This is a genomic window from Bradyrhizobium sp., assembly GCF_035652035.1.
Lineage (GTDB): Bacteria > Pseudomonadota > Alphaproteobacteria > Rhizobiales > Xanthobacteraceae > Bradyrhizobium.
In genome coordinates this window covers 14,359-35,950 of sequence record NZ_DASREO010000110.1, presented here as the reverse complement: position 1 = coordinate 35,950, position 21,592 = coordinate 14,359, and the positions used below count along the sequence as shown (strand labels likewise).

Annotated in this window: 20 protein-coding genes; 7 read left to right on the top strand and 13 right to left on the bottom strand. The window is 64.4% G+C overall.

Going from position 1 to position 21,592, the window contains the following annotated elements; genetic code table 11:
* Positions 1 to 233: 233 nt before the first annotated feature.
* The 4 genes from dctP to VFB05_RS30925 are packed head-to-tail and all read left to right on the top strand — an operon-like array spanning position 234 to position 3,958.
* Positions 234 to 1,268: a TRAP transporter substrate-binding protein DctP gene (gene dctP / locus VFB05_RS30940; protein ID WP_325019770.1), complete on the top strand. Its 1,035-nt coding sequence runs from the start codon at positions 234 to 236 to the stop codon at positions 1,266 to 1,268.
* 1 nt (position 1,269) lies between these two features.
* A complete protein-coding gene (locus VFB05_RS30935) occupies positions 1,270 to 1,848 on the top strand; it encodes a TRAP transporter small permease (protein WP_325019768.1) in 579 nt (192 codons plus the stop codon).
* Positions 1,849 to 1,878: 30 nt separating this feature from the next.
* Entirely contained in the window at positions 1,879 to 3,159 is a 1,281-nt protein-coding gene (locus VFB05_RS30930) for a TRAP transporter large permease (protein ID WP_325019766.1), read from the top strand.
* Between the two features lie 4 nt (positions 3,160 to 3,163).
* Positions 3,164 to 3,958, top strand: coding sequence for an enoyl-CoA hydratase/isomerase family protein (locus VFB05_RS30925; protein ID WP_325019763.1), 795 nt, complete (start codon positions 3,164 to 3,166; stop codon positions 3,956 to 3,958).
* 494 nt (positions 3,959 to 4,452) lie between these two features.
* On the opposite strand, the gene VFB05_RS30920 is transcribed toward VFB05_RS30925, so the two are convergent.
* The 3 genes from VFB05_RS30920 to VFB05_RS30910 all read right to left on the bottom strand — a co-directional run bounded on the left by VFB05_RS30920 (position 4,453) and on the right by VFB05_RS30910 (position 9,071).
* Entirely contained in the window at positions 4,453 to 5,142 is a 690-nt protein-coding gene (locus VFB05_RS30920) for a hypothetical protein (protein ID WP_325019761.1), read from the bottom strand.
* A 110-nt stretch (positions 5,143 to 5,252) separates the two neighbouring features.
* Entirely contained in the window at positions 5,253 to 7,232 is a 1,980-nt protein-coding gene (locus VFB05_RS30915; RefSeq protein WP_325019759.1) for a phospholipase C, read from the bottom strand.
* Between the two features lie 255 nt (positions 7,233 to 7,487).
* Entirely contained in the window at positions 7,488 to 9,071 is a 1,584-nt protein-coding gene (locus tag VFB05_RS30910) for a hypothetical protein (RefSeq protein WP_325019756.1), read from the bottom strand.
* 422 nt (positions 9,072 to 9,493) lie between these two features.
* On the opposite strand from VFB05_RS30910, the gene VFB05_RS30905 reads away from it, so the two are divergent.
* On the top strand, positions 9,494 to 9,964 hold the full coding sequence (locus VFB05_RS30905) for an A24 family peptidase (RefSeq protein WP_325019754.1): 471 nt from the start codon (positions 9,494 to 9,496) through the stop codon (positions 9,962 to 9,964).
* Positions 9,965 to 10,014: 50 nt separating this feature from the next.
* Here VFB05_RS30905 and VFB05_RS30900 read toward each other — a convergent pair whose 3' ends face one another.
* Genes VFB05_RS30900 through VFB05_RS30855 form a run of 10 tightly spaced genes read right to left on the bottom strand, consistent with a single transcriptional unit; the run spans position 10,015 to position 18,310 of the window.
* Positions 10,015 to 10,701, bottom strand: a complete 687-nt coding sequence (locus tag VFB05_RS30900) for a hypothetical protein (protein WP_325019752.1) — start codon at positions 10,699 to 10,701, stop codon at positions 10,015 to 10,017.
* The gene (gene gspM / locus VFB05_RS30895) at positions 10,698 to 11,258 is read right to left on the bottom strand and encodes a type II secretion system protein GspM (RefSeq protein ID WP_325019750.1); all 561 of its coding nucleotides are present in this window, start codon (positions 11,256 to 11,258) and stop codon (positions 10,698 to 10,700) included. Before gspM ends, VFB05_RS30900 begins: the two co-directional genes overlap by 4 nt.
* Entirely contained in the window at positions 11,255 to 12,325 is a 1,071-nt protein-coding gene (locus VFB05_RS30890; RefSeq protein ID WP_325019748.1) for a PilN domain-containing protein, read from the bottom strand. Before VFB05_RS30890 ends, gspM begins: the two co-directional genes overlap by 4 nt.
* Before the next feature lie 6 nt (positions 12,326 to 12,331).
* A complete protein-coding gene (locus VFB05_RS30885; RefSeq protein WP_325019746.1) occupies positions 12,332 to 13,270 on the bottom strand; it encodes a type II secretion system minor pseudopilin GspK in 939 nt (312 codons plus the stop codon).
* Positions 13,270 to 14,019, bottom strand: a complete 750-nt coding sequence (locus VFB05_RS30880; protein ID WP_325019744.1) for a PulJ/GspJ family protein — start codon at positions 14,017 to 14,019, stop codon at positions 13,270 to 13,272. The genes VFB05_RS30885 and VFB05_RS30880 overlap by 1 nt, the downstream gene beginning before the upstream one ends.
* Complete coding sequence (locus VFB05_RS30875) at positions 14,016 to 14,432, bottom strand: PulJ/GspJ family protein (protein WP_325019742.1); 417 nt, start codon at positions 14,430 to 14,432, stop codon at positions 14,016 to 14,018. The genes VFB05_RS30880 and VFB05_RS30875 overlap by 4 nt, the downstream gene beginning before the upstream one ends.
* Positions 14,419 to 14,865, bottom strand: coding sequence for a type II secretion system protein (locus VFB05_RS30870; RefSeq protein ID WP_325019740.1), 447 nt, complete (start codon positions 14,863 to 14,865; stop codon positions 14,419 to 14,421). Before VFB05_RS30870 ends, VFB05_RS30875 begins: the two co-directional genes overlap by 14 nt.
* A 12-nt stretch (positions 14,866 to 14,877) precedes the next feature.
* Positions 14,878 to 15,369 carry a type II secretion system major pseudopilin GspG gene (gene gspG / locus VFB05_RS30865; RefSeq protein WP_325019738.1) on the bottom strand — a complete coding sequence of 164 codons (492 nt, stop codon included), beginning with the start codon at positions 15,367 to 15,369 and terminating at the stop codon, positions 14,878 to 14,880.
* Between the two features lie 18 nt (positions 15,370 to 15,387).
* The gene (locus VFB05_RS30860) at positions 15,388 to 16,605 is read right to left on the bottom strand and encodes a type II secretion system F family protein (RefSeq protein WP_325019736.1); all 1,218 of its coding nucleotides are present in this window, start codon (positions 16,603 to 16,605) and stop codon (positions 15,388 to 15,390) included.
* A gap of 10 nt (positions 16,606 to 16,615) precedes the next feature.
* A complete protein-coding gene (locus tag VFB05_RS30855) occupies positions 16,616 to 18,310 on the bottom strand; it encodes a GspE/PulE family protein (protein ID WP_325019734.1) in 1,695 nt (564 codons plus the stop codon).
* 269 nt (positions 18,311 to 18,579) lie between these two features.
* Here VFB05_RS30855 and gspD point away from each other — a divergent pair, with 269 nt between their 5' ends.
* Both gspD and VFB05_RS30845 read left to right on the top strand, forming a co-directional pair.
* Entirely contained in the window at positions 18,580 to 20,946 is a 2,367-nt protein-coding gene (gene gspD, locus VFB05_RS30850; RefSeq protein ID WP_325019787.1) for a type II secretion system secretin GspD, read from the top strand.
* Complete coding sequence (locus VFB05_RS30845) at positions 20,918 to 21,451, top strand: tetratricopeptide repeat protein (RefSeq protein ID WP_325019732.1); 534 nt, start codon at positions 20,918 to 20,920, stop codon at positions 21,449 to 21,451. The genes gspD and VFB05_RS30845 overlap by 29 nt, the downstream gene beginning before the upstream one ends.
* Positions 21,452 to 21,592: the final 141 nt, after the last annotated feature.

The following is a 21,592-nucleotide window of genomic DNA, read 5'->3' as shown; positions in this document are numbered from 1 at the left end:
CTCTCCGCCAGCCGCTTCTTCTGAGGACCCACGGGGTGCACGAACCTCCAGACATCTCGTGGTTGCCGCAGCCGGACCCGCGACGACCGGCGGCAATCGCCGGCATGCCACCATGTGAGACAGGTGCTTTGGCCTAATGGACGACGGCCTGGCCACCTGAATTTCGTTGCAAATAGCACGCCCCGGCGCAATCGTTGGAAAAAGCGCAAAGAAAGAACGTCGGGAGGAGAGTGATGGTTTCGAGATGGAATCGGCGTGTCTTCATGGGGAGCGTGGCGGGGGTGCTGGCCACGCCATACCTGCTGCGTCAAGCGCGAGCAGATGACAGCATCAAACTGCGCTGCTCCCTCGATACGGCGCCATCCCACCCGCGCAACCAGGCGATCGTCGATTACCTCGCCAAGCTCGAGGATGCGAGCAAAGGCAGGATCAAGTCGGAGGTGTTTCATTCCGGCCAGCTGTTTGCCGATCTCAATGTCACCAAGGCCTTGATCCAGGGACAGGTCGACATGGCCGCCCCGGGCACCTGGACCATTACCGGCCTCGTCCCCGACGCGGATTACGCCCAGCTGCCCGCCCTCTACGGCCAGACGGCCGATGTCGTTCACCGTTGTACGGACGGCCCTCCCGGAGAGCTCGTCGAAAAGCAGATCGAGGCCAAGGTGCGCTCGCACATCCTCGGTCACTGGCTCGATCTCGGCAACGAGAATTGGTACACGACCAAGAAAGAGATTCACACGCTGGAGGATTTCAGCGGGCTGAAGATCCGCAGCCCCGGCGGGGCGGGCATTTCCTGGCGCATCGCCTTCGTGCACGCCATCCCCAACGTGACGCCGTGGCCCAATGTCCCGCTGGCGCTGTCGCAAGGCACGTTTGACGGATTCGTCTCTTCCGACGAAAGCTGCACCTCCGCCAAGCTATGGGACGCGGGGGTGAAATATTCCTACGCCGACCACCAGTTCTTCGCCAACTACATCCCCATGATCAGCGACGCATTCTGGTCCAAGCTCAGTGAGGCCGATCGCAAGCTGATGCGCGATGTCTGGGCCGAGAATATCGAGCGTTACCGCGCGATGTCGGCGAAATCGCAAGCCGACGCGCGCGAGACGATGAAATCGCACGGCGTCACCTTCGGCGATCCCTCGCCGGACCAAATCGCGGCCGACCGCAAGCGCATGATCGCCGCGCAAGCCGATCTGATCCGTGACGCCAAGCTTTCGGCCGATATGGTCAAGCTTGTGAACGATGCAGTCGGCAGTCACAGCTGAGATGGCTTCATCCGACAGCCGGCGGATCTTGCAGGACGCGTGGTGGGACAAGGCCGAGCGATTCCTGATCGGCCTGCTCGGCCTCGCTGCGATGCTCGTCGGCGTCGTGCAGGTTGCGGGGCGCTATATCGCGCCGCGCTACGCCATTTCCTGGGCCGAAGAGGTCATCGTCTACCTGATCGTCTGGGGCATCATGCTGGCGGCCTCGCAACTGGTGCGCACGGACGGCCATGTGCGGCCCGATCTCGTGCTCCGGGCCTTCTCGCCGCGTGTGCAGCGCTGGATGGAGGTGCTCAATTGCATCGCCGCGCTGGTGTTCTGCATCGGGCTTGCGTGGTACGGCTGGAGCATCGTTGCGACCTCCTGGCAGTTGGATGAGCGCAGCTCGTCGGACCTGCAGTTTCCGATCTGGCTTTATTCCGCGGCAATCCCGACCGGGGCGCTGCTGATGACCGGGCGCTATCTCGCCAGGCTCTACCGTTATCTCTTCGCCTTTGATCCGGAGATGATGACCGTCGGCCACATCCCCGAGCACGAACGAACCGGCGTATCAGGCGCTCTGCCGCCCGGGGCGGATTAAGGGCGTCGGAGCAGGCGGGGCGCAGCGGTTATGTCGGTATTCCTGTTGCTGCTCTTGTTCTTCGGCCTGCTGGCGGTCGGAATGCCGATCTTCCTGGTGCTCGGGCTGTGCGCGGCCGTTCTCTACATTGCGTCCGGCGAGCCGCTGGTTGGCGTCGCGCAAGTCGTCATCGACCACCTGAATTCGCCGACCTTGATGTCGCTGCCGCTGTTCGTGATGGCGGCCACCTTCATGCGCTACGGCGGCGTTGCCAAGGCGCTGGTTGATGTTTCCGCCGCCTGGCTCGGTGGCATCAGGGGTTCGCTCGGGCTCGTGACGGTGGTGGCCTGTACGCTGTTCGCCGCCATCTCAGGCTCCTCGGTTGCGACCGCGCTGGCGATGGGAACGATCCTGCTGCCGGCGATGATCGAGAAGGGCTATCCGCGCAGTTTTGCGTTGGGCGTGGTCGGCGCCTCCGGCACCATCGGCATCGTGATCCCGCCCTCGCTTGCGCTCATCCTTTACGGCATCGTTGCCGAACAGTCGGTGCCGCGTCTGTTCCTTGCCGGCCTGTTGCCTGGCCTGTTGCAGGCGACCGTGTTCTTCCTGTGGGTCTGGTATGACGCGCGGCGGCGGAAATTCCCGGTCGAGCCGCGGCTGCCCTGGGCGGAGCGTGTTCGCGTGACATTGCGGGCAATCCCGGCCCTCATGGTCCCGGTGATCGTGCTCATCGGCATCTATGGTGGCATCGTGACGGTGACGGAAGCCGCGGCCATCGCCGCTGTGGTGTCGCTGGTCGTCAGCCTGGTTTACTACCGAGGCTTCCATTGGTCGGAAACCTTGTGGGTGGTGGCGGACGCGCTCAAAAGCGCGGGCGCGATCATGCTGATCGTCGCGGCGGCGCTGGCCTTCGGCCACTGGATGACGGCCTCGGGCGTTCCGGCCGAGCTTGTCAAATGGGTGTTGGCGCGCAATCTCGCCACCTGGCAGTTTTTGCTGGCCATCAATGTGCTGCTGCTCGTGCTGGGCTGCTTTCTCGAGGTGATCGCCACGCTGTTGCTGGTGCTGCCGCTGCTCGCGCCGGTGCTTCCGGCGCTGGGCGTGGACCCGGTTCACTTCTCCATCATCTTCACCCACAATATGGAGATCGCGCTGGTCCATCCTCCGGTCGGACTGAACCTGTTCGTGCTGTCGACGATCTCGCGCGCGCCGATCGGCGAGGTCATTCGCGGCGTCCTGCCGTTCCTGATCCTGCTGCTGATCGTGTTGATGATCATCACCTACGTGCCCGCGCTGACAATGTGGCTGCCGCAGGCGGTATACGGAGACTAGACCGATGCGCAGTGACTTCGAGACCATCGTCACCGAGCGGCGTGACAACCACGTTCTGGTTGTCACGTTGAACCGGCCGGATGTGGCGAACGCGCTGAACACCCAGATGGGGCTCGACCTGATGGAGCTGTTCGAGGGACTGACCCTCGATCTCGAAGGCTTGAGGGCGATCGTCCTGACCGGGCAGGGCAGCAAGGCGTTCTGTGCGGGCGGCGACCTGAAGCAGCGCAACGGCATGACGGACGAGGCCTGGCAGGCCCAGCATCTTGTCTTCGAGCGCATGCTCCGCGCCATGCTGGCCTGTCCTATTCCGGTGATCGCGGCGGTCAATGGCGCAGCCTATGGCGGCGGCTGCGAAATTGCCGCGGCCGCCGACTTCGTCTACGCCTCGAGCAATGCCCGGTTCGCGCTGACTGAAGTGACCCTTGGCATCATGCCCGGGACCGGCGGCACACAGAACCTGCCGCGCGCGATCGGCGAGCGACGCGCGAAAGAGCTGATCCTGTCCGGCTTGCCGTTCACGACCGAGGAGGCCGAGCGGTGGGGGCTGGTGAACCGGGTGCTGGCACCGGAAGAGTTGCTCGCCGCCGCCCTTGCGATCGCCGGGCGTATCGCCGGCAACGGCCCGCTCTCCGTACGTCAGGCCAAACAGGCGATCCAGCGCGGCCTGCAGATGTCGCTCGCCGACGGTCTTGCCTTCGAGATCGAGGCTTACAATCGCTTGATTCCGACCGCCGACCGCAGGGAGGGCGTGCTCGCGTTCAATGAGCGCCGCAAGCCGAACTTTCAGGGCAAATAGCAGGCGTGATGCCGCAGGGCGAAGAGGGCGCCGGCGCATGTGCCGCCAACTGCTAGCGCCTCTCAAAAGCTCACGGCGAAGTCCTTGGCGAGAGCGATGTGCGCGGAAGCCGTGAGGCGGGCGGGATCATCAGGCGAAACGCGCGGAGCTTGCCGTCGTTCGCGCCCGCCAGGGTCCTCCCGCAGATCTTGCAGGCCTCGTCACCCGGGGAGCTATCGACCGAAACGGATTCGGCCAACAGATACAGCGCACCACAATGCGCACACGTCACGTCGGATATTTTCATAGGCTTGCACGAGAGCTGGAGAGGAACGCCGGCGCGATTCTTATCGGAATTGTGACGGTTGTACAAACGTCCCCACGGGAGACACTGATCAAATTTTTTTCGTCTTTACATGCCGATCCGGGGAGCAAATTCCTGTAATGCGCCCCCCAGCCCGTAAAAAAGGTATCTCTTTCAAGGCGGATGATGGCACGCGGCTGTCGCCGAGGTATCATGGCGCCAGCCTCGGCGCGTCAACCCAGACGTCGCTCTTCTTGATCTGCTCGATCAGCGATTGCGGATCGAATTTGCGTGCGCCGTTGGGCAGCTCGAACAGGTTTGCAGGCTGCCGTTCGTCGCGAATGCCCTGAATGGTGACGATCGCGCCGTCGTCGGTCCTGACTTGCAGCGGGAATCGCCTGCTGCGGTCGATCCAGCCAATGAAGGCGCGGCCGGTTGAAGGCGTGGCGCGATAGGCCGTTGTTTCGGACGCTTCGATCGTTTCGAGACCGGCTGCCTCGCAGCGCCAATCGCCCTGCTCGGCAAGCCCGGCGATCTCGGCCATGGTCCGCCATTGCCGGCAAGGATTGTCGGGGTCGACGGGCACGAACAGCCGCGTCAGCACAGTTGATTGGCGGGCATCCATGAAGACCGCTTGCGCCGGCCGCACAAAATAGGCGACAGGTTCTGCACCATCGATCAGGAAGAAGCCGTCGGGAAAGTCCGGGCTTTCGATACGGACTTTGCCGCCGGATACGTACAGGCGCCCCGCTGCTGTGGTGACTCCGTTATGGGTTCGCACCAGATCAGCGGAAAACTGCTGCGCCTGGCTCGGCGTGGCGCCGGCCAGCGCAGCCATGAGCGCAAGCAGGGCGCATCGCAATCCACCCGCAGCCGCCGAAATCGTCCAGCGCTCGATCATCAGTTTGCTCTCGGTACCAAAGCGCTGACCAAAACATCAGCGCCGGCCGAACCGCGAGGGTCCGTCCGGCGCCAATTCATCTGTCGATTCGCCTCACATATCCTGACCGATTACTCGGTGTAGGGGATGTTGACCGCGTTGGAGAAGTCGAATGCGTCGAACAGGTCCGAGATCGCCGGGCTGTTGGTCGGCACGTACTTGTTGCCGTTCGCGTAGGTCGGGTTCGGCAGGTTGTCGCGGCTGCGGGTCGTGAGCGGCTTCAGGTTCCAGTTGCGCTCGATGAACTTCAGGATGGAAACGTGATCGCCGTAGTTGTGGTTGACCTTGCCGCCGGTCGACCAGGGCGAGAGGATCAAGGTCGGGATGCGGGGGCCGTCGCCGAAGAAGTCGATCGACTGGATGTAGCCCGAGTCCCAGTAGCCGCCGGCCTCGTCCCAGGTGATGATGACGGCGGTCTCGGCCTTCAGCTTGGGATTGGCTTCCAGCGCATCGAGAACGTTCTGCACATAGGCCTCGAACAGGTCGACCTTCGAGCTCTGCGGGTGACCGTCGAGCAGGCCGTCCGGCTTGCCGAACGACACCGCAGGCAGGTTGGTGTTCTTGATGGCGGAGATCAGGTTGGCCGTATCCTGGATGTGGGCTGCGCGCACATTCGGGTTGGCCATGATCGAGGTCGCATACTGGAACGGGTTGCAGATCTGGCAGTAGGCCACGCCGAGCGCATGAGCCGGATCGGCGACAGCTGCGGCCGACAGGTTCGGATTGGTCGGATTGGCGGCGACCGCCTCGTTGGAGAGGATCACGGCGTCGTTATAGGCGCCACCGTAATAGGCCCACGAGATGTTCTTGGCGATCAGCGCGTCGCCGATCGTCTTCACCGTCTGCGGCGGCAGGTTGTTGCCGCCGGCGAGCGCGCCGTTCGGCAGGTAGCCCGGATTGATGTTGTTCAGCATGTAGTAATGCTGCGGCTGGCAGTTCGGCTCCGCCGCGTAGGGCAGGCTGTTGAGGTAGGAGACGATCGGCCCGACGCCGGGCTGGGACGCGTTGGCGCATTCGCTGAAATTGCCGTCGACCGTGTACTGGTTGACGGTGCCCGAGACCGGGTTCGGATTTGCGATCGCAACGGTCGGCACGGTCGGATTGCCCTTGCCATCGTTCCAGTACGCAGCATCGCCGGTGCCGAGCATGAAGTGGTTGGCACCGGTGCCGCCATGGAACGACTGATGGAAGTTGTCGCTCAGCGTGAAGCGATCGGCCAGCGCCTTGAGGAACGGGGCCTGGCCCTGCTCGGCGTTGTAGAAGCCCATCGAGTTGCCTTCGCTCTTGTTGGTGGCCGAATAGGTCGCCATCACGAAGGGAAACAGGTCGTGCAGACAGCCGGAATTGTTGGCGGCGGTCGCACGGTTGGCGCGGCAGTCTTCCTGCTGCCAATCCTGGTAGAAGCGGTGGGTGGTGTCGCCGGTGTAGTCGTCGTCGCTGATCTGCGGGCCCTGCAGCGGGAACGGGCCGGTGAGCGAGCCTGCGCCGGGAACGCGGGTGTCGGTGACACCGGTGGCGAGCCCGCTGGCGCCAGTGGTCAGAATGTCGAGATTGGCCTTCTCCATGTCCTTCTCGACGCTCGCTTCCGCAATGCTCTTGAACGGCGGGCTGGTGTCGCTCTGGGCGGTGGGGGTGCCGTTGGTGTTCGGCTGCGGCATCACGTTGGTGGGGCTATAAGGCGACTTCTGGATCGTCGTCGCGCCGATGTAGTACGACGTCTGGGCTGCGACCGAGAACTGTTGCGCCTGGGCAATGTGCGGGCCGGGCGTGCCGTCTTCCTTGACAATGCCCTTGGAGAGCAGGTTGGAAATGGTCTCGCCCTTGCCCTTCGGCTTGTAGATGCCGAACGTGTGGTCGAAGCCGCGATTTTCGCCGATCAGCACGATGACGTGTTTGATGGGAGACGCGGTGGCGAGCTTGGCAGCGGCATCGGTTCCGCTGGCCGGGCCGGAGTCGGGTCCGGCGGCGTAAGCGACGTTCGTCATAACAATGGTGGATGCAACACAGAGTGCGGTTGTCGCCCGCAACGTCTTCTTCAAGTTGAAAGTCATTTGAGACCCCAGGGAGTTTGCGTTAGCGCGGCGGTGTGTAGTGTGCCAACATGACGCAGACGTATCGGTGTTGTGAAACCGTCAGACAAAAATCGGATACCATCGAAATTTTTTTCGGGAAGAAAAATCGGCCCGAGGTGTCGCGCGCTGTGCGCGGCAGATTGGAAGATTTTCCGGTGAACAGCCTCCGATATGTTTGCGGGCCGACATCGCCGTCGGCCCGCAACATTGCTTGTCAAGCGAAGCGAGCCGTCGTCACTCGCCGTATGACGGCGGCGCGAAATAGCCGCGGGGCACATGCAGCTGGAAGCGACCAATCGAGCGATAGTCGCCCAGATTGTTGGAGGGCTGCGGCGTGTTGTAGCCGGCAAACACGATCGTCACCGTCTGTTCGTCGGTATAGACCGCTTGCGGATCATAGACGCGACCGGAGAAGAAGTTGGTGTTGAAGCCGGCCGCCGGCGGCGTGAACGGTGCCACCTCAGCCGCCGTCGCCACGTCCGCGCCGCTGACATTGATGATCGGCGCATTGAGCGGATATTTCCGGGGCGGGGTCTGCGACGTATCCACCACCGTGTCGGTGGACAGGATCGGATTGTCAAAGCCGTTCACGACATGCCACGACAGCAAGTCGGCCGCGGTGTGAACCGGCGCAGTGGTTTCTGCATAGCCGATGAAGTGGAAGCCGTCGGAATCATTGTCCAGGCAGTTGCCGGCTCCGAAGAACATGCCGTAGCGGCCGTCACTGATGCGAATGAGACTGCCGCTGCCGAGCCAGCGAATGCCGTTGAGCGCGACTGTGGTCTGATCTTCGAGGCCGGTGGCCGCCCCCGCGTCGGTGAAGTTGATGCCGTCGGTGGTGGTCGCGACGCGAATGGTGATCACGTCATGATTGGCCTTTCGCGCCTTGCCATTGTCCAGATTGGTCAGGGCAAAGCCCGGCGTCTTCGGGCATTGCTGATTGCTCGGGAAACCGGTGTCGCCGGGCGTCAGGTTCTTGGAGACATAGACGACGGTGGTTTGGTTGCCCGTGTGCACCGACCCCAGGATCGCATCGGGATCGATCAGGCCCGTGGTCGCGCCGGAGCCCGGATGCAGCGTCGGATAGCCGCCGGACGCCAGCGGGCTGACGTAGCCGAAGACGGGCAGCCCATACAGGGAATCCAGTGAGTCCGGATGCAGCGCATGCACCACCAGCTGATCGCTGTCGATGTGGCCATTGGCACGGTTGAGATGATAGATTCGCTCGACGCCCTTCACGCTGAGCACGAAGGCATGGCCGAGGCCGTTGTCGCCGGCGCTGTTGGCGTCGGAGCCGTAGGCGGTCTTGGTGCCGTTGACGTTGACATTGAGGTTGTCAGGGTCGGTCGGATCCCAGGGACAGTAGGGATTGAGCGCGAGCGCCTTGCCGGTGAAGCGCCAGGTCGCGCCGTTGTCGATCGAGACCGCGGAGACGGTGGCTTCCTGTTCGTTGCGCGGCCGATAGTCGAAGAAGCCCTCGAGCACCTCGCCATGCGCGCGGACGAACGGGAAGTAATAAGGCTGCATCACGCTTTTCTCGTGATTCACAGTGTGCTCGCCCGAGGCCGAGCAATAGTCCGCATAAGGCGTGCCGTAGAGCGTGGGATTGTAGGGCGGCGTCAGGTTCGACGGGGGCACGATGCCCGAAGCGTCGTGATTGAAGAACTTGCTGTGTTCGTGCAGCGTCCACGGGCCGAAAAAGATGGACGATTGTGTGAGGCTGTTCGGAACGGAGGTGAGCGTCGGATCGGCTTTTGCTGCCGATGCTGCCGCGAGCAACGTAATCGCTGCCGCAGTGCCATAGCGCAAGCGTGTCATGATTAAGTAATCCTCTGAAAGCAGGGGGATTGCCGGACGGAAATCCTTGCCGGACTGAGCCTCGTAGCAGTCGTTGCTCACAGCAGCGTGACAGAATCCCAGGCGGGCATTTTCTCGCACACAATGAGAAGGCACGTGCCCAGTGATCCGGTATCGATCCTGACCGCAGCGTCGGCAAGATTCAACAAATCGGTCACACGCAGGTCATCGCGGAATGACCATAATCCGGCCGCCAGATGGATTTTTTGGCAACAAGTCTTTGCTGCAAGAAATGGATCCTCGATAACAAGAAACAGATATTCGGTAACAAGAAAGAGTGCGTCAGAATGGCCCCGGGGTTCGGCCCCGGGGACTTTTTTGCTATCCCTTTCTTCGTACCACCGTGGCAGGGTGGATCCTGCCTCGTATGACCTCATCCTCGTATGGCCGCCGCTCTTCTTATCCTGCTCGCGATCGCCAGTCTCGTGCTGGCGTGGATTGACTTCCGGCACGGCATCATCCCGGACTGGCTCAATCTGTTCATCGCATTCGCGGGCCTGGTGCAGGCTTGGCTGCTCGATGGGCGTGACGCGGCGCTTGCAGCCGTCATCGACGGCGTGATCATCGGCGCCATCGTGGTTGCGCTGCGCTGGCTCTATTTCCGCTTCCGCGGGCACCATGGCCTCGGGCTCGGCGATGTCAAGCTGCTGGCGGCCTCCGCGGTCTGGATCGGGGTGGCCGGCATTCCCATGCAGCTCCTGGTGGGCTCGGTGACTGCGCTGATCGCGGCCGTCGCCTTGCACGCCAAGGGCCGCACCATGACACGGCAAACCGCGCTGCCGTTCGGGCCATTTCTCGCACTGGGTCTTCTGGCGACGCTGGCGCTGCAGCAGCTGGACTGGATGGTCTCGTGAGGTCCCAAGCAGCGGCAGTCGGAGCTTCGAGCCACGCCGGGCGATGGAGTCTAACGCCTTCCACCACGCAGGCGTCGCGGCTCGGTAATCGCGCCGGTGTTCTGCGCCTCCATCGTCACGGGCTGGGCCGCGGCTGCATCCGGCGGCGGCAGACTCAGCACAGCGGTTTCCTCATCATGCACCAGCGTTACTTCGCGCGGCGCGACGTCGCGCAGGCGCCAGCCCTGATATTCCTCGCCGATCTTCAGGCGCAGTGCGGCTTTGGTGGCCTGATCGACAAAGATGCCGAAACTCTGGTCGGCGCCGGCGATGGTGCCGACCAGCGCAAGCTGTGGCCGCTCGACCTTGGCCGGCTTCGGCCGCGGCGGCTGAGCAACCGCCACGGGCGCCGGCACCGCGGCCGGTGGCGGCGGCCGGCGCGACGGCGAGAAGATCGGCCGGTCGCGCGTCGTCGTCAGCGTCGCAAGCGGTATTGCCCACAAGGGATTGGCGCTCCTGGCGCGCTCGGGCTCCGCCGGCTTTGCGGGCGCCGTCACCTTGACCACGACGGGTGCGGGCGCCGCGGGCCGATTCCACAGCGACGGCGTCGCAGGCGTGTCGACGCGGTGCTGTGGCGCTGCGTCGAGATCGGTGGCATCCGTCGGCACGGCGGCGGTCGAGCCGGGAACGGCGAGGGCGGCGACAAGCAGCGAAGCGGCTGTGATCGCCCGCCAATGCGTCATGTTGCGCAGCCTCATTTGCCACCCTTCCACTGCCCCGACACGGTCAAGAGCACGCGCAGCTTGCCGTCCGTCGAGGCGCTGAAGTTCGACGGCGCCTGCACCACGAGCTGATCGATGAACAGGAATGGCATGCCGGCCTCGACGTCGTAAAGCAGTTGTTGCAGGCCCACCTGGTCGATCTCGCAGCTTGCAATGACGCTCAGGAAGCCGGCCTTGGCCTCGGTGCCCTGCAGGTCGACCTGCGACGACAGCACGCTGCCGCCGAGCTTCGTCACCGCCGCCGTCACGCGCTGCAGCAGGGCAGCGCCCGCGACGGTGACGGTGGCGCCCTCAAGAAATGGCGAGCCGCTCGGCGCAGCAACGCCGCCGGTTGCACTGCGGGTGGCGGCTGGCCTGTGTCCTTCGAACTGCTCGAGCATTGTCGCGGACGCGACGACCTCGGCGCGCTGCGAGAGTACGTCCGCAAGCGAGGAGATGATGGTGAACAAGAGCAGCGCCACGACGGCGGCGAAGCAGGCCGCGGCGGCCAGCGGCTGGTTCAGGAAATTGCGTAAGGTCGCGGCCTGGTTCATGAGCCCGGTCCGAAATAGGGCGTGATATGCGCCTCGATGTGAAACCGCTCGCCCGGATCATTCTGGCTGCGCGTGGTCGGCGCGAAGAAGGTCGCCCGGGTGAATTGCGGCGATTGCTCGATCAGCTTGATCAGGGACGGTGCGTCCTGGGTCAGTCCGACCACCTGCATCTTGTCGCCCTCGACATGCAGCTCGGTGACATAGGTGGTATCGGGCAGTACGCGGGAGATCGCCTCCAGCACCATGACGCTGGAGGGCGAGGACTGCTTGCGCTTGGCAAGCAGCATCTCCGCGCCGTCGGCCCGGTTGATGCGCAGCGCCGCCCGGCGCTGCGATATCTTTTGCTGCAGCTCCTGCTGCTCGGCTGCGTATTCGCTGCCGAGATAGGCCGAGATCAGGAGCGAAGCCGCCGCGGCAAGCCCCGCGCCGAGCAGCGTCATGCGGAGCAGGCGCGCCACGTCCATCGCTCCGCCCGCCGCGCCTGTCAGCGTCCGCTCGAACAGCTTGATGGGCGCGGCCCCTCGCTCGGCATCCGGCGCCTCGACCCGGCCTGCAATCGAGGCCGCGCCGCAATCGGCGGCGAACGCAAGCAGCGGCTGGATCTTCTGCCGCGAGGTTGCCGCGAGAGTGAGCGCGATCCGTTCATTGGCAATCGGAACTGGCGCCGTCGTGCCGAACAGCGCCTCGCTCGCGACCCAGGGCGTCAGCCGATCGATCTGCGCGCGCACCATGCCCTCGAGAAAATCGGCAGCCTGTCTGGGGAAATCGATCGGGCGGAACAGCACATGCTCGGGGCGCAGCAGGATATCGATGCGGCTGCCGCGCAGCGCCGCCTGCCATTCGCCACTCGGCGCAGGCCGCGGGTGACCCTGTGTCAGCTCGAATGCGAATGGCGCAAGCGCCGCCCCCTTGCGGGCCGAGGAGATCATGCGGGCCGTAAAACGACCGGCCTCGCCCTCGGCAAGCTCGATGCGCCGCTGCGGCACGATGCGGGTCATGATGGCATGGACCGCCGCAGTCACTGCAGCGATCCACACCCCGAACAGCTCCTTCAGCTCCGCCAACATGACGCCTCAAAACTCCATTTGCGCGCGCGCAACTCTCGGCACGTCGTTCTGCCAGGACAGCACGTGATAAGGAACGTCCCTGGCTTTGAGGCCGATCACGACCTCGGATATGGTCTCGCGGCCGTCGGGAAAGCGCAAAGCCACCCGGATCCGGTAGGCGTCGCTCTTTCCCTGCTCAGCGCCCGTATTGGGGCCGCCGTTCGGTCCTCCGAGCGATGACGACAGCGCGGCCGTGTCGTTGACCAGGGAGCTGCGGTCGCCCAGAAACTGCTTCAGCTTCAGCGGCGTCATGCCGGGAAGCGCTGCGATCACTTCCGCCGGGGCGACCATCACATCGACGCCGGGGCTGTCGGAGAACACAGTGACGTAGGGCAGCGCGCGCTCGACCAGCGCGGGCGTCATCCCGAGCACCAGCGAAAGCTCGTTGACATGGGCGAACGGCGCCTGGCGCGGCGAATAGGTGCGGCCCGCAGCCTGGTAAAGCGCGACCTCCTTGGAGGCGTCGCCATCGGCGGAGGCCTTGGTGCGCCAGCCGACGATGCGGTTGGCCGCTTCCTTGGCGGCGTCGTCGCCGGCGCCGAGCACGGTTAGCAGCCCGCTGAGCAGCTCCTTCGGTGCGGCGTTAAGATCGACCCGCGCTGCTTCGGTGATGAAGGACACCGCTACGTCCGTGCCGCTCAGCCGGACATGAAACGCGCCTTCCGGTGGACGCTTCTTGTCGTCGGCGAGCTGCAGCCGATAGGCGGCGAGTTCGACGCCTGCCGAGACCAAAGCCTCCGTCTTGAGCGCATCGTCGTTGAGGGACACCGCACGCGCCGACGCCGACAAATGGACCGTGAAGATCGTCACCAGCAGCGCCAGCGCGGCGAGCATCCATAGCACGGCCACGAGCACAAAGCCGTGCTCGGAGCGATCAGACGATTTGAGGCGGATTGACCCTGCCATCACGACCCGCCCCGCTTGCCGCTGCCGCCCACGACGTTGCTATCGTCGCCATTGTTGTCCTGCGCGCCATTCTTGTTCTCGTCGGCGCCCTCGCCGGATTTTCCGGCGGGCGCATCGACATGAACCGGCGTGACGGTCGATACCGCAAGCACATGCTCGCTTGCCGTGTCGCGCACGGTGAGGCGGATCGCGACCGGCAGCTTGTCCGCATCGTTCCAGTCCTCGTGAAACACCCTGTCCTCGCCCGCATAGGCAAAGGAGAGCCGCAGCGGCGCGCGGAGCAGCACGACGGGATCGGTCAAGCGAAGCTGCTCCGAGGGCGAGGCGCCTTGCGGCAAGGGTACGAAGCCAGCGCGCGTGCGTATCGTCACGAGATGGCCGCGATCGGTGGTCTCGCCGATCCTGACCACGTCGAGCCCGATGCCGGCATTGGGGCCGATCGCGGTGCGAACGAAGGTGACCGAGAGGGGCGTGCCCTCGAACAGCGGCTTCCTCTTCTTCTCGCTCTTGTCGTCGCTCCCCGCGGGGATGAATTCGGCGGCAGCGAGATCGGCGGCGATCCGCTGCATGGACATGCTGATCAGCTCACTGTGCTGAATGCGGTCGATGCCGCGATTCCAATTCGGCAGGAATTGCGCGGTGAGCGTCGCCAGCGCCGACAGCACGAGGCCGGTCAGCGCGAGCGCAACCAGCGCCTCGATCAGGGTGAAGCCTGCTTCGCTCGTCCGCTGTCGGTCCGGTGCCGTCATTGCTGCGACCTTGGCATCAGGCGGATGGTCGAGAGATCGACCTGCGCGCCGGTCGGCGAACGAACGTGGATTTTGACAAGCTCGGGCGTCCAGCCGACCTTCGAATCGTTGGGCGGCTCCCAGTCGCCGCCGACCGGGGAGACATCGACCTGCCAGCGATAATTGCGGAGCTGGCCGGCCTTGCTTCCTGGGGCTAGCTCCTTGCGCTGTGGGATTTCGGTTGCGAGCACCGTCTGCGCGGTCTCGACCAGTGCGATGTGGTTTTCCAGCGCGGTCACGCCACGGGAGTTGGTCGACATCACCGAGCCGATGGCGACAATCGACACGGCGACAATCGCAAGCGCGACCAGCACCTCCAGGATGGTGAAGCCGGCATCGGTCCGGTCACGTCGCAATTGGTCAGCGGGAGACAATCTCGACCCTCCCGGTCAGCCAGTTGACGCGAATTTCATAGGCGGTGTCGAGCCGCGCCAGCGTGATCGCGCCACCGCAGGACATGCCGTCGGCAAAGAAGTTGATGCTCGACAGCGCAGGCCGGCGGTGACAGCTCTGGGGCAGCAGCGCATCGAAGCGCACATCGGCGGGAATGCGGAGGATCATTCCCGAGGCGCCGGAACGGATCGCGCGCGAGGGCGCATCGACCAGGGTCGCGACGTCGGTGTTGCGTGCGATCGCCGCGTTGCGGTCGTCCTTGAGCAGCGTCGCCGCCTCCATCGCATAGGCCTGCAGCCGGGCGCGCGAGGTCTGGCGCGGAACGAGCGGCAGCAGCACGGCGGCCATCATCGCAATCAATGCAATGACGCAGACCATTTCCAGCAATGTGAAGCCGCGCTGCGCCTCGTTCATGGCCGTTCAGTCCTAGTTGGCGCTCGCGCTGGTGATGGTGTCGAGCGAGATGTCGGCCGCAACGCCGCTGCCGCCTTCCGCGCCGTCGGCGCCGAGCGAGACGATATTGAACGCGCCATGCTCGCCGGGTGCGCGATAGATATAAGGGTGCCCCCAGGGATCCATCGGCACGTTGCCGCCCTTCAGGTACGGTCCGTTCCAGGCGGCGACGCCGGGTGCGCGCTGCACCAGCGCTTCGAGGCCTTCCGAGGTCGAAGGGTAGCGGCCGGCGTCGAGATTGAAGAGGTCGAGCGCGCTGGCAAAGCTCTGCATCTGGATCTTGGCCGCCTTGACCTTGGATTCGGAGAGATAGTTCAGCACGCGCGGGCCGATCAGGCCCATGATCAGGCCGATGATGGCAATCACCACCAGCATTTCGACCAGCGTAAAGCCTTGCTCGCCGTTCCGGTTGGTATCTCTGCCGCTGCGCAGGCCGAGAAATCCGCTTCTGTTCTTGTTCGACATTGGCCTTGGTCCTTCCACTTACCCGACGAGTTGCGTGACCGACAGCAGCGCGGTCATGACCGAGACGATCAGGCCGCCGACGACGGTCGAGATGGTGATGATGGCGAGCGGTCCGATAATGCCGACGATGCGGTCGAGGCTGCGCTGCAGTTTGGCTTCGTAGAATTCGGCGACGCGGCCGGCGAGCACCGGCAGCTGTCCGGTCTCCTCGCCCAACCGCAGCATCCGTAGCGCCATCGGCGGCAGGCTGGATGAAGCCGACAGCGCCTCCGACAATTTGCCGCCATGCCGGACCCGGTCGGCGGCCAAGGTCCAGGCGTCGAGGCGGCCGGTCACCGCCATGATGTCAACGAGAATGCGCAACGTCGCGGTCAGGCTGACGCCAGAGCCAAGCAGGACGCCGAGATTGCGGCAGAACAGGCTGGTCCGGTAGAACTGGAACACGCTCGACAGACCCGGCAGCCGCGCGGCGGCGCCGACCATGGCCGCGCGCGCCTCGCGCCGGCGCAGCACCATCCAGGCTGAAATGATCGCTGCCATCGCTGCGAGCGACAGCGCGGTGCCGTTGGCGCGCATGAAATCGGACAGGCGCAGGAAATAGCTGAGCGCGGTATCCGACTTGGCGCCGAAATCCTGCAGCACCGAGGAGAACTGCGGCAGCACGAACAGAATGAAGAACAGCATCACGCAACAGGCTGCGACGAGCACGAAGGCAGGGTATTGCATCGCGTCCGTCAGCTTGCGGCGCATCTGCTCGGAGCGCGCCCGTTCGGCGCCGAGCATTTCCAGCACCTGGTCCAGCGTGCCGGAGATCTCGCCGACTTTCACCAGGGCGACGTACATCGGTGGAAACAGGTTGGGATGGGCCGACAGTGCCTCGGCGAGGCTTTCGCCTGCGAGCAGCGACGCGCGGAGCTTGGCGACCACGGGACGCAGCCGCCCCACATCGGCGTCGCTTGCCAGAAGTTCAAGCGCGTCGTCGAGCCGCGCGCCGGCCTTGAGCAGCAGGGCCATATCGCGGGTGAAGACGGTGACCTCCGCAGGGCCTGGCTGGTTGAACAGGCTGAGGCTGAGCCCGCCGGCGCTCGCGGGCTTGCGCTTGTCCTCGACGGTCTCGATCGGCAACAGGTGCAGATACTCGATCCGCGCGGCGACCTCGGCGAGCGTCGGCGCCGTTATGGTGCCGTTAACGATCTCGCCGTTCTGGGTGAGCGCGCGGTAGCGGAAGTTCGGCAACGTGCACCTGTCAGCGGGTGGTGGTGACGCGGAGGATTTCCGCGGGCGAGGTCAGCCCCGCGCGGCATTTGGCGATACCGTCATCGAGCATCGTGGTCATGCCGTTCCTGATCGCGGTCTGGTCGATCTTCAGGCCGTCGGTGCGCTCGCCGATCAATTCGCGCAGCTCATTGTCGAGCTCGAGCAGCTCGAAAACACCAAGCCGGCCGCGATAGCCGGTGCCGCTGCAGCGCTCGCAGCCGCAGGGTGCATGCAACGTCTCGCCCGCCTTGAACCCGAGCGTCGCAAGGCGGGGGTCGTCGGCGAGGTCGGCCGCGCTCAACTGCTTCGGCGTCTTGCAGCGCTCGCAGAGCTGGCGCACCAGGCGCTGGGCGATCACGGCCCGCAAAGTCGAGCGCAGCAGGTAACCCTCGAGGCCAAGGTCGAGCAGGCGCGGCACCGCGGCCGCCGCGGTTTCAGTGTGCAAGGTGGTCAGCACCAGATGGCCAGTCAGCGCAGCATGCACCGCGACATGGGCGGTCTCGGAATCGCGGACTTCGCCGACCATGATGACGTCGGGGTCCTGGCGGACGAAGGAGCGCAAGGCGTTGGCGAAGGTCAGCCCGATCGCGGGCTTGACCTGGGACTGGTTGATCCCGGGGATCTCGTATTCGACCGGGTCCTCGATGGTGAGGATCTTCCGGCTCGGCTCGTTGAGGATCGACAGGATGGTCGCGAGCGTGGTGGTCTTGCCGCTGCCGGTCGGTCCGGTGATGACGATCATGCCATGCGGCAGCTTGATCAGCCGCTTGAGCTTGGCCTCGTCGGCGGCGGAAAAGCCGAGCTTGTCGGTGATCAAAAGCCCGCGGTCCTTGGGCAGGATGCGGATGACGGCGGATTCGCCGGCTTGCGTCGGCATGATGGCGACGCGGATATCGATGTCGGCGCGTCCTGCCTTGATGCGGGCCGCACCGTCCTGCGGCAGCCTCCGCTCGGCGATGTTGAGGCTTGCGATGATCTTGATGCGGGAAATCACCGCCTGTGGCAGCACGCCAGCGGGCGCTGCGACCGGGCGCAACAGGCCGTCGATGCGCAAGCGAACGACGAGGCCGGTCGTGAATGGCTCGATGTGGATGTCGCTGGCGCGCAGCTCCACAGCCTTTTCCAGGAGGTCGTTCACCGCGCGGACCACTGGCGCACCGCTCGCGAGGTCCCGCAGGCTCTCGATGTCGTCTTCGCGCAGCTGGGAAAAGCCGTCGGCATCGGCTCTTGCCTCGGCGCTGTCCTCGGCCAGGCGCTGGTCGAGGGCCGTGCCGAGATCATCAAAGGCGGCGATCCTGACGGCGATCTCCGGCCCAAGCACGATTTCAGCGGCGCGAAGCGCGGCGAGGTCGGCCGGGTCGGCCATCGCCAGCGCCATGCCGTCATCGGTACGGAACGGGAATACCAGCGTCTCGCGCAGGAAACGGGGCGAGAACGACGCCGCAAGCGACGTCGCCTGCAGCATGTCCTGCAGCGAGATGCGCGTGAGCTTGTAGAAACGGGCGATCTCGTCGGCCAGGTCGTTCGGCGAGAGCTCGGTCAGCTCCCACAATTTGCCATTGGTGACGGGCTGCCCACTGCGCTGGCTGTTGCCTTGCGATTGATCAGACGCTTCCGAGCCAGGCTTCAGGTGTCCGGCGCGGCGAAGGTGCTCCACGAACTGCGATGACTGCGGACCGGTCATGCGTCCTTCGCGCCTTTTCCATGGAATGAGCGGGTTGCGGCGGGGCGTCCAGGTCCTCAGCCTGCGTAGGGTTATCGGTCCGGAATATGACACCCGTACGAAGCTGGCCGCCCCCCGGCCGCCGCTTATGACAAAGCTGTCATCAAGTCATCAAACAGCACCGGTAAGTAAGCTCCCATGGCGACGTTGCGTGAGCGCTGGGCCTGCCCGGGCCCTCGCGCGCGCAATTGCCTATGGTTATCAGTATCAAAAGTTGGATCGGCAATATCATGGTGCGCGTCGGCAATCAGGGCCGATCCCGGGCAGCCGCACGCGGCTTTGGCGCGATTTCGATTGCGCTCTTTCTCGTCAGCATCCTGACGTCCTGCAACCTGGCGACGGTGGGCGGCTCGACGGCGCCTTCCGATATCGACGTGCTCGACAAGGTGCGTTCGACCGACATCATGCCCCGCCAGCCGGAGATGGTCGGCGGCGGGCAGACCAATGTCGGCCAACGCGCCAAGGCTGCGGTTTATGAAGGGACCGAGGTCACGGATGTCGGCGATTCCCGGCTCGTGACCCAGCCCGCCTCGGGCGGCTCCGGCTATGATCTCAACTTCGAGAACACGCCGGTGGCGACCGTCGCCAAGGTCGTGCTCGGCGATATCCTGCAAACCGGCTACAGCATCGATCCGCGCGTCCAGGGCACCGTCAGCCTGGTGTCAGTGCGGCCGGTGGCCAAGTCCGACATCGTATTCGTGCTCGAAAGCGCCTTGCGCCTCTCCGGCGTGGTGCTGCTGAAGGATCCCGCCGGGTACAAGCTGACGCCGCTTGGCGATGCGGTCGGCGCGGGCCGCGTCGATGCCGCAGCCGCGTCTCCCGAGCCGGGCTACGGTGTCTCGGTGGTGCCACTACAATATGTATCGGCGCAGACCATCCTGAAGCTGATGGATTCCTTCGCCACCAAGCCGGGCAGCGTTCGCGCCGATCCGACCCGCAACATTCTGCTGATCCAGGGCACCGGCGCCGAGCGCCGCACCGCGGTCGACACCGCGCTCTCCTTCGACGTCGACTGGATGCGCGGCCAGTCGGTCGGCATCTATCCGGTTTCCTGCAGCGCGCCCGAGCCGATCATCGCGGAACTGGAAAAGATCATGGATTCAGGCGACTCCGGCCTCAGCTCCAATCTCGTGAAATTCCAGCCGATGAGCCGCCTCAACGCCATTCTGGTGGTCAGCCGCAAGCCCGCTTTGTTGCACACGGCCCAGACCTGGATCAGGCGGCTGGATCAGGCCGACACCGCCCGCACCAGCGTCCATGTCTATCGCGTGAAATATGGCGAGGCGCGCCAGATTTCGAAGGTGCTTACCGATATGTTCATCGGCGGCTCATCATCATCGCTCGACAGCTCCGACAATCAGGTCGCGCCGGGATCGGGCCTGAGTTCGACCTCGAGCGTGGCCGATCGTCTGTCGCTGAACTCGAACTCATCCAACGGGTCGGCGTCCGCTAACGGCTTCGCCTCGCGGGGAGCGTCCACGAGCGGGGGCGCCTCGCCCTTCGGCGCGCTGCAGCAGAACTCGGGGACAGGGGCGGGCAATAACGGCACCAACAGCGGCACCGGCACCAATTCCAGTGCCCTCGACGCTCGGACAAGCGGCACGAACGGTCAGCCGATCATGCAGAACGTCCGCATCACCCCGGATGTCGTCAACAACGAGCTCCTGATCTATGCCGATCAGGCCAACTACAAGATCATCGAGGCGACGCTCGACCAGGTGGACCGGCCGTCGCTGCAGGTCGCCATCGATGCCACCATCGCCGAGGTCACGCTGACCAATGAGCTCTCCTACGGTGTGCAGTTCTATCTTCAGAAGACCGGCGTCGGCTCACTGCTGAATACGCAATCGACTTCGGCCCCGACCTCGACCACCACGACCTCGACCGATAGCACCGGCAACTCGGTCGTCAGCACGGCGACCAGCGCCCTGATCAATCGCGCCTTCCCCGGCTTCAACCTTCTGCTCGGATCGGAAGTCAATCCGCATCTCATTCTGGATGCACTGCATACGGTGACCTCGGTCAAGGTGCTGTCGAATCCGTCGCTGGTCGTGATCAACAACCAGGTGGCGACGCTCCAAGTCGGCGACGTCGTGCCGGTATCGACCGGCAGCGCCACGGTACTGACCACGAGCAACACGGTGGTCAACACCATCGACTATCGCAACACTGGCATCATCCTGCGCGTCTCGCCGCGCATCAGCATCAACGGCACGGTCCGGCTCGAAGTCGAACAGGAGATTAGCAACGTCACGCCGACTACCGCGGCAAGCCTCACGCCGACGGTCTCTGAGCGGCGGGTGAAGAGTTCGATTTCGGTTGCGAACGGCCAAACGGTGCTGCTTGCCGGGCTGATCAGCGAGAATCAGGACGGCACCCGCAACGGCGTTCCCCTGCTGGACGAGATCAAGGGACTGGGCGACGCCTTCTCGCATCAGGACAAGAAGGGAACCCGCACCGAATTGATCATCTTCATTCGGCCCCAGATTATTCGCGACGGCACCGATGCGCATCACGTCGCCGAAGAGCTGCGGTCGAAACTGCGCGGCAGCGTCGGAGCGAGCACCGATGATCTCACCATCCACACCGTGCATTGAGCGGAGTCGCGCGCGTCGCGCCGTCGCTTCCGTACTGACGCTGTTCGCCTGCCTCGCGCTGTCGCTGTCCTCTGCGCGGGCCGATGCGGTGGGAAGTGCGAATGCGGCTTACGCGCGGGGCGACTATATCGGCGCAGTTAAAATCCTGACGCCGCTGGCGCTGCACGGTAACGCCCGCGCGCAGGCCTTTCTCGGATTCATGTATGAGAATGGCTACGGCGCGCCGCAGGCCTATGCCGCGGCGGCGGACTTCTACGTCCAGGCTGCGATCTCCGGCAATCCATTTGGCCAGGCCATGCTCGGTCTGATGTACGACAAGGGCCATGGCGTGCCGCAGGATTTTGTGCTCGCCTATAAATGGCTCAATCTCGCCGCCTCCCGGGCCCCGCGGCACGACCGCGACTATTTCCTGCGCCTGCGCAACGCGGTGGCCTCGAAGATGTCCCCGGCGCAGATCGCGCAAGGCCAATATCTCGCGCTGTGCTGGGCGCCGGGATTACCATAGAGCATGATTCGGAAAAGTGTGAAGCGGTTTTCCGAAATGATCATGCTCAATCAGAGAGCTAAAGCGCGATGACGATTCATCGCGCTTTAGGCGAGCACGTTCTTCACAGCAATTTCCTCTGACCGATCAGTTGCCGCAGAC

Excerpts from the sequence above, each read along its gene's own strand:
- dctP (WP_325019770.1), top strand. The coding sequence starts at position 234 with ATGGTTTCGAGATGGAATCGGCGTGTCTTCATGGGGAGCGTGGCGGGG.
- VFB05_RS30935 (WP_325019768.1), top strand. The coding sequence starts at position 1,270 with ATGGCTTCATCCGACAGCCGGCGGATCTTGCAGGACGCGTGGTGGGAC.
- VFB05_RS30930 (WP_325019766.1), top strand. The coding sequence starts at position 1,879 with ATGTCGGTATTCCTGTTGCTGCTCTTGTTCTTCGGCCTGCTGGCGGTC.
- VFB05_RS30925 (WP_325019763.1), top strand. The coding sequence starts at position 3,164 with ATGCGCAGTGACTTCGAGACCATCGTCACCGAGCGGCGTGACAACCAC.
- VFB05_RS30920 (WP_325019761.1), bottom strand. The coding sequence starts at position 5,142 with ATGATCGAGCGCTGGACGATTTCGGCGGCTGCGGGTGGATTGCGATGC.
- VFB05_RS30915 (WP_325019759.1), bottom strand. The coding sequence starts at position 7,232 with ATGACTTTCAACTTGAAGAAGACGTTGCGGGCGACAACCGCACTCTGT.
- VFB05_RS30910 (WP_325019756.1), bottom strand. The coding sequence starts at position 9,071 with ATGACACGCTTGCGCTATGGCACTGCGGCAGCGATTACGTTGCTCGCG.
- VFB05_RS30905 (WP_325019754.1), top strand. The coding sequence starts at position 9,494 with ATGGCCGCCGCTCTTCTTATCCTGCTCGCGATCGCCAGTCTCGTGCTG.
- VFB05_RS30900 (WP_325019752.1), bottom strand. The coding sequence starts at position 10,701 with ATGAGGCTGCGCAACATGACGCATTGGCGGGCGATCACAGCCGCTTCG.
- gspM (WP_325019750.1), bottom strand. The coding sequence starts at position 11,258 with ATGAACCAGGCCGCGACCTTACGCAATTTCCTGAACCAGCCGCTGGCC.
- VFB05_RS30890 (WP_325019748.1), bottom strand. The coding sequence starts at position 12,325 with ATGTTGGCGGAGCTGAAGGAGCTGTTCGGGGTGTGGATCGCTGCAGTG.
- VFB05_RS30885 (WP_325019746.1), bottom strand. The coding sequence starts at position 13,270 with ATGGCAGGGTCAATCCGCCTCAAATCGTCTGATCGCTCCGAGCACGGC.
- VFB05_RS30880 (WP_325019744.1), bottom strand. The coding sequence starts at position 14,019 with ATGACGGCACCGGACCGACAGCGGACGAGCGAAGCAGGCTTCACCCTG.
- VFB05_RS30870 (WP_325019740.1), bottom strand. The coding sequence starts at position 14,865 with ATGAACGAGGCGCAGCGCGGCTTCACATTGCTGGAAATGGTCTGCGTC.
- gspG (WP_325019738.1), bottom strand. The coding sequence starts at position 15,369 with ATGTCGAACAAGAACAGAAGCGGATTTCTCGGCCTGCGCAGCGGCAGA.
- VFB05_RS30855 (WP_325019734.1), bottom strand. The coding sequence starts at position 18,310 with ATGACCGGTCCGCAGTCATCGCAGTTCGTGGAGCACCTTCGCCGCGCC.
- gspD (WP_325019787.1), top strand. The coding sequence starts at position 18,580 with ATGGTGCGCGTCGGCAATCAGGGCCGATCCCGGGCAGCCGCACGCGGC.
- VFB05_RS30845 (WP_325019732.1), top strand. The coding sequence starts at position 20,918 with ATGATCTCACCATCCACACCGTGCATTGAGCGGAGTCGCGCGCGTCGC.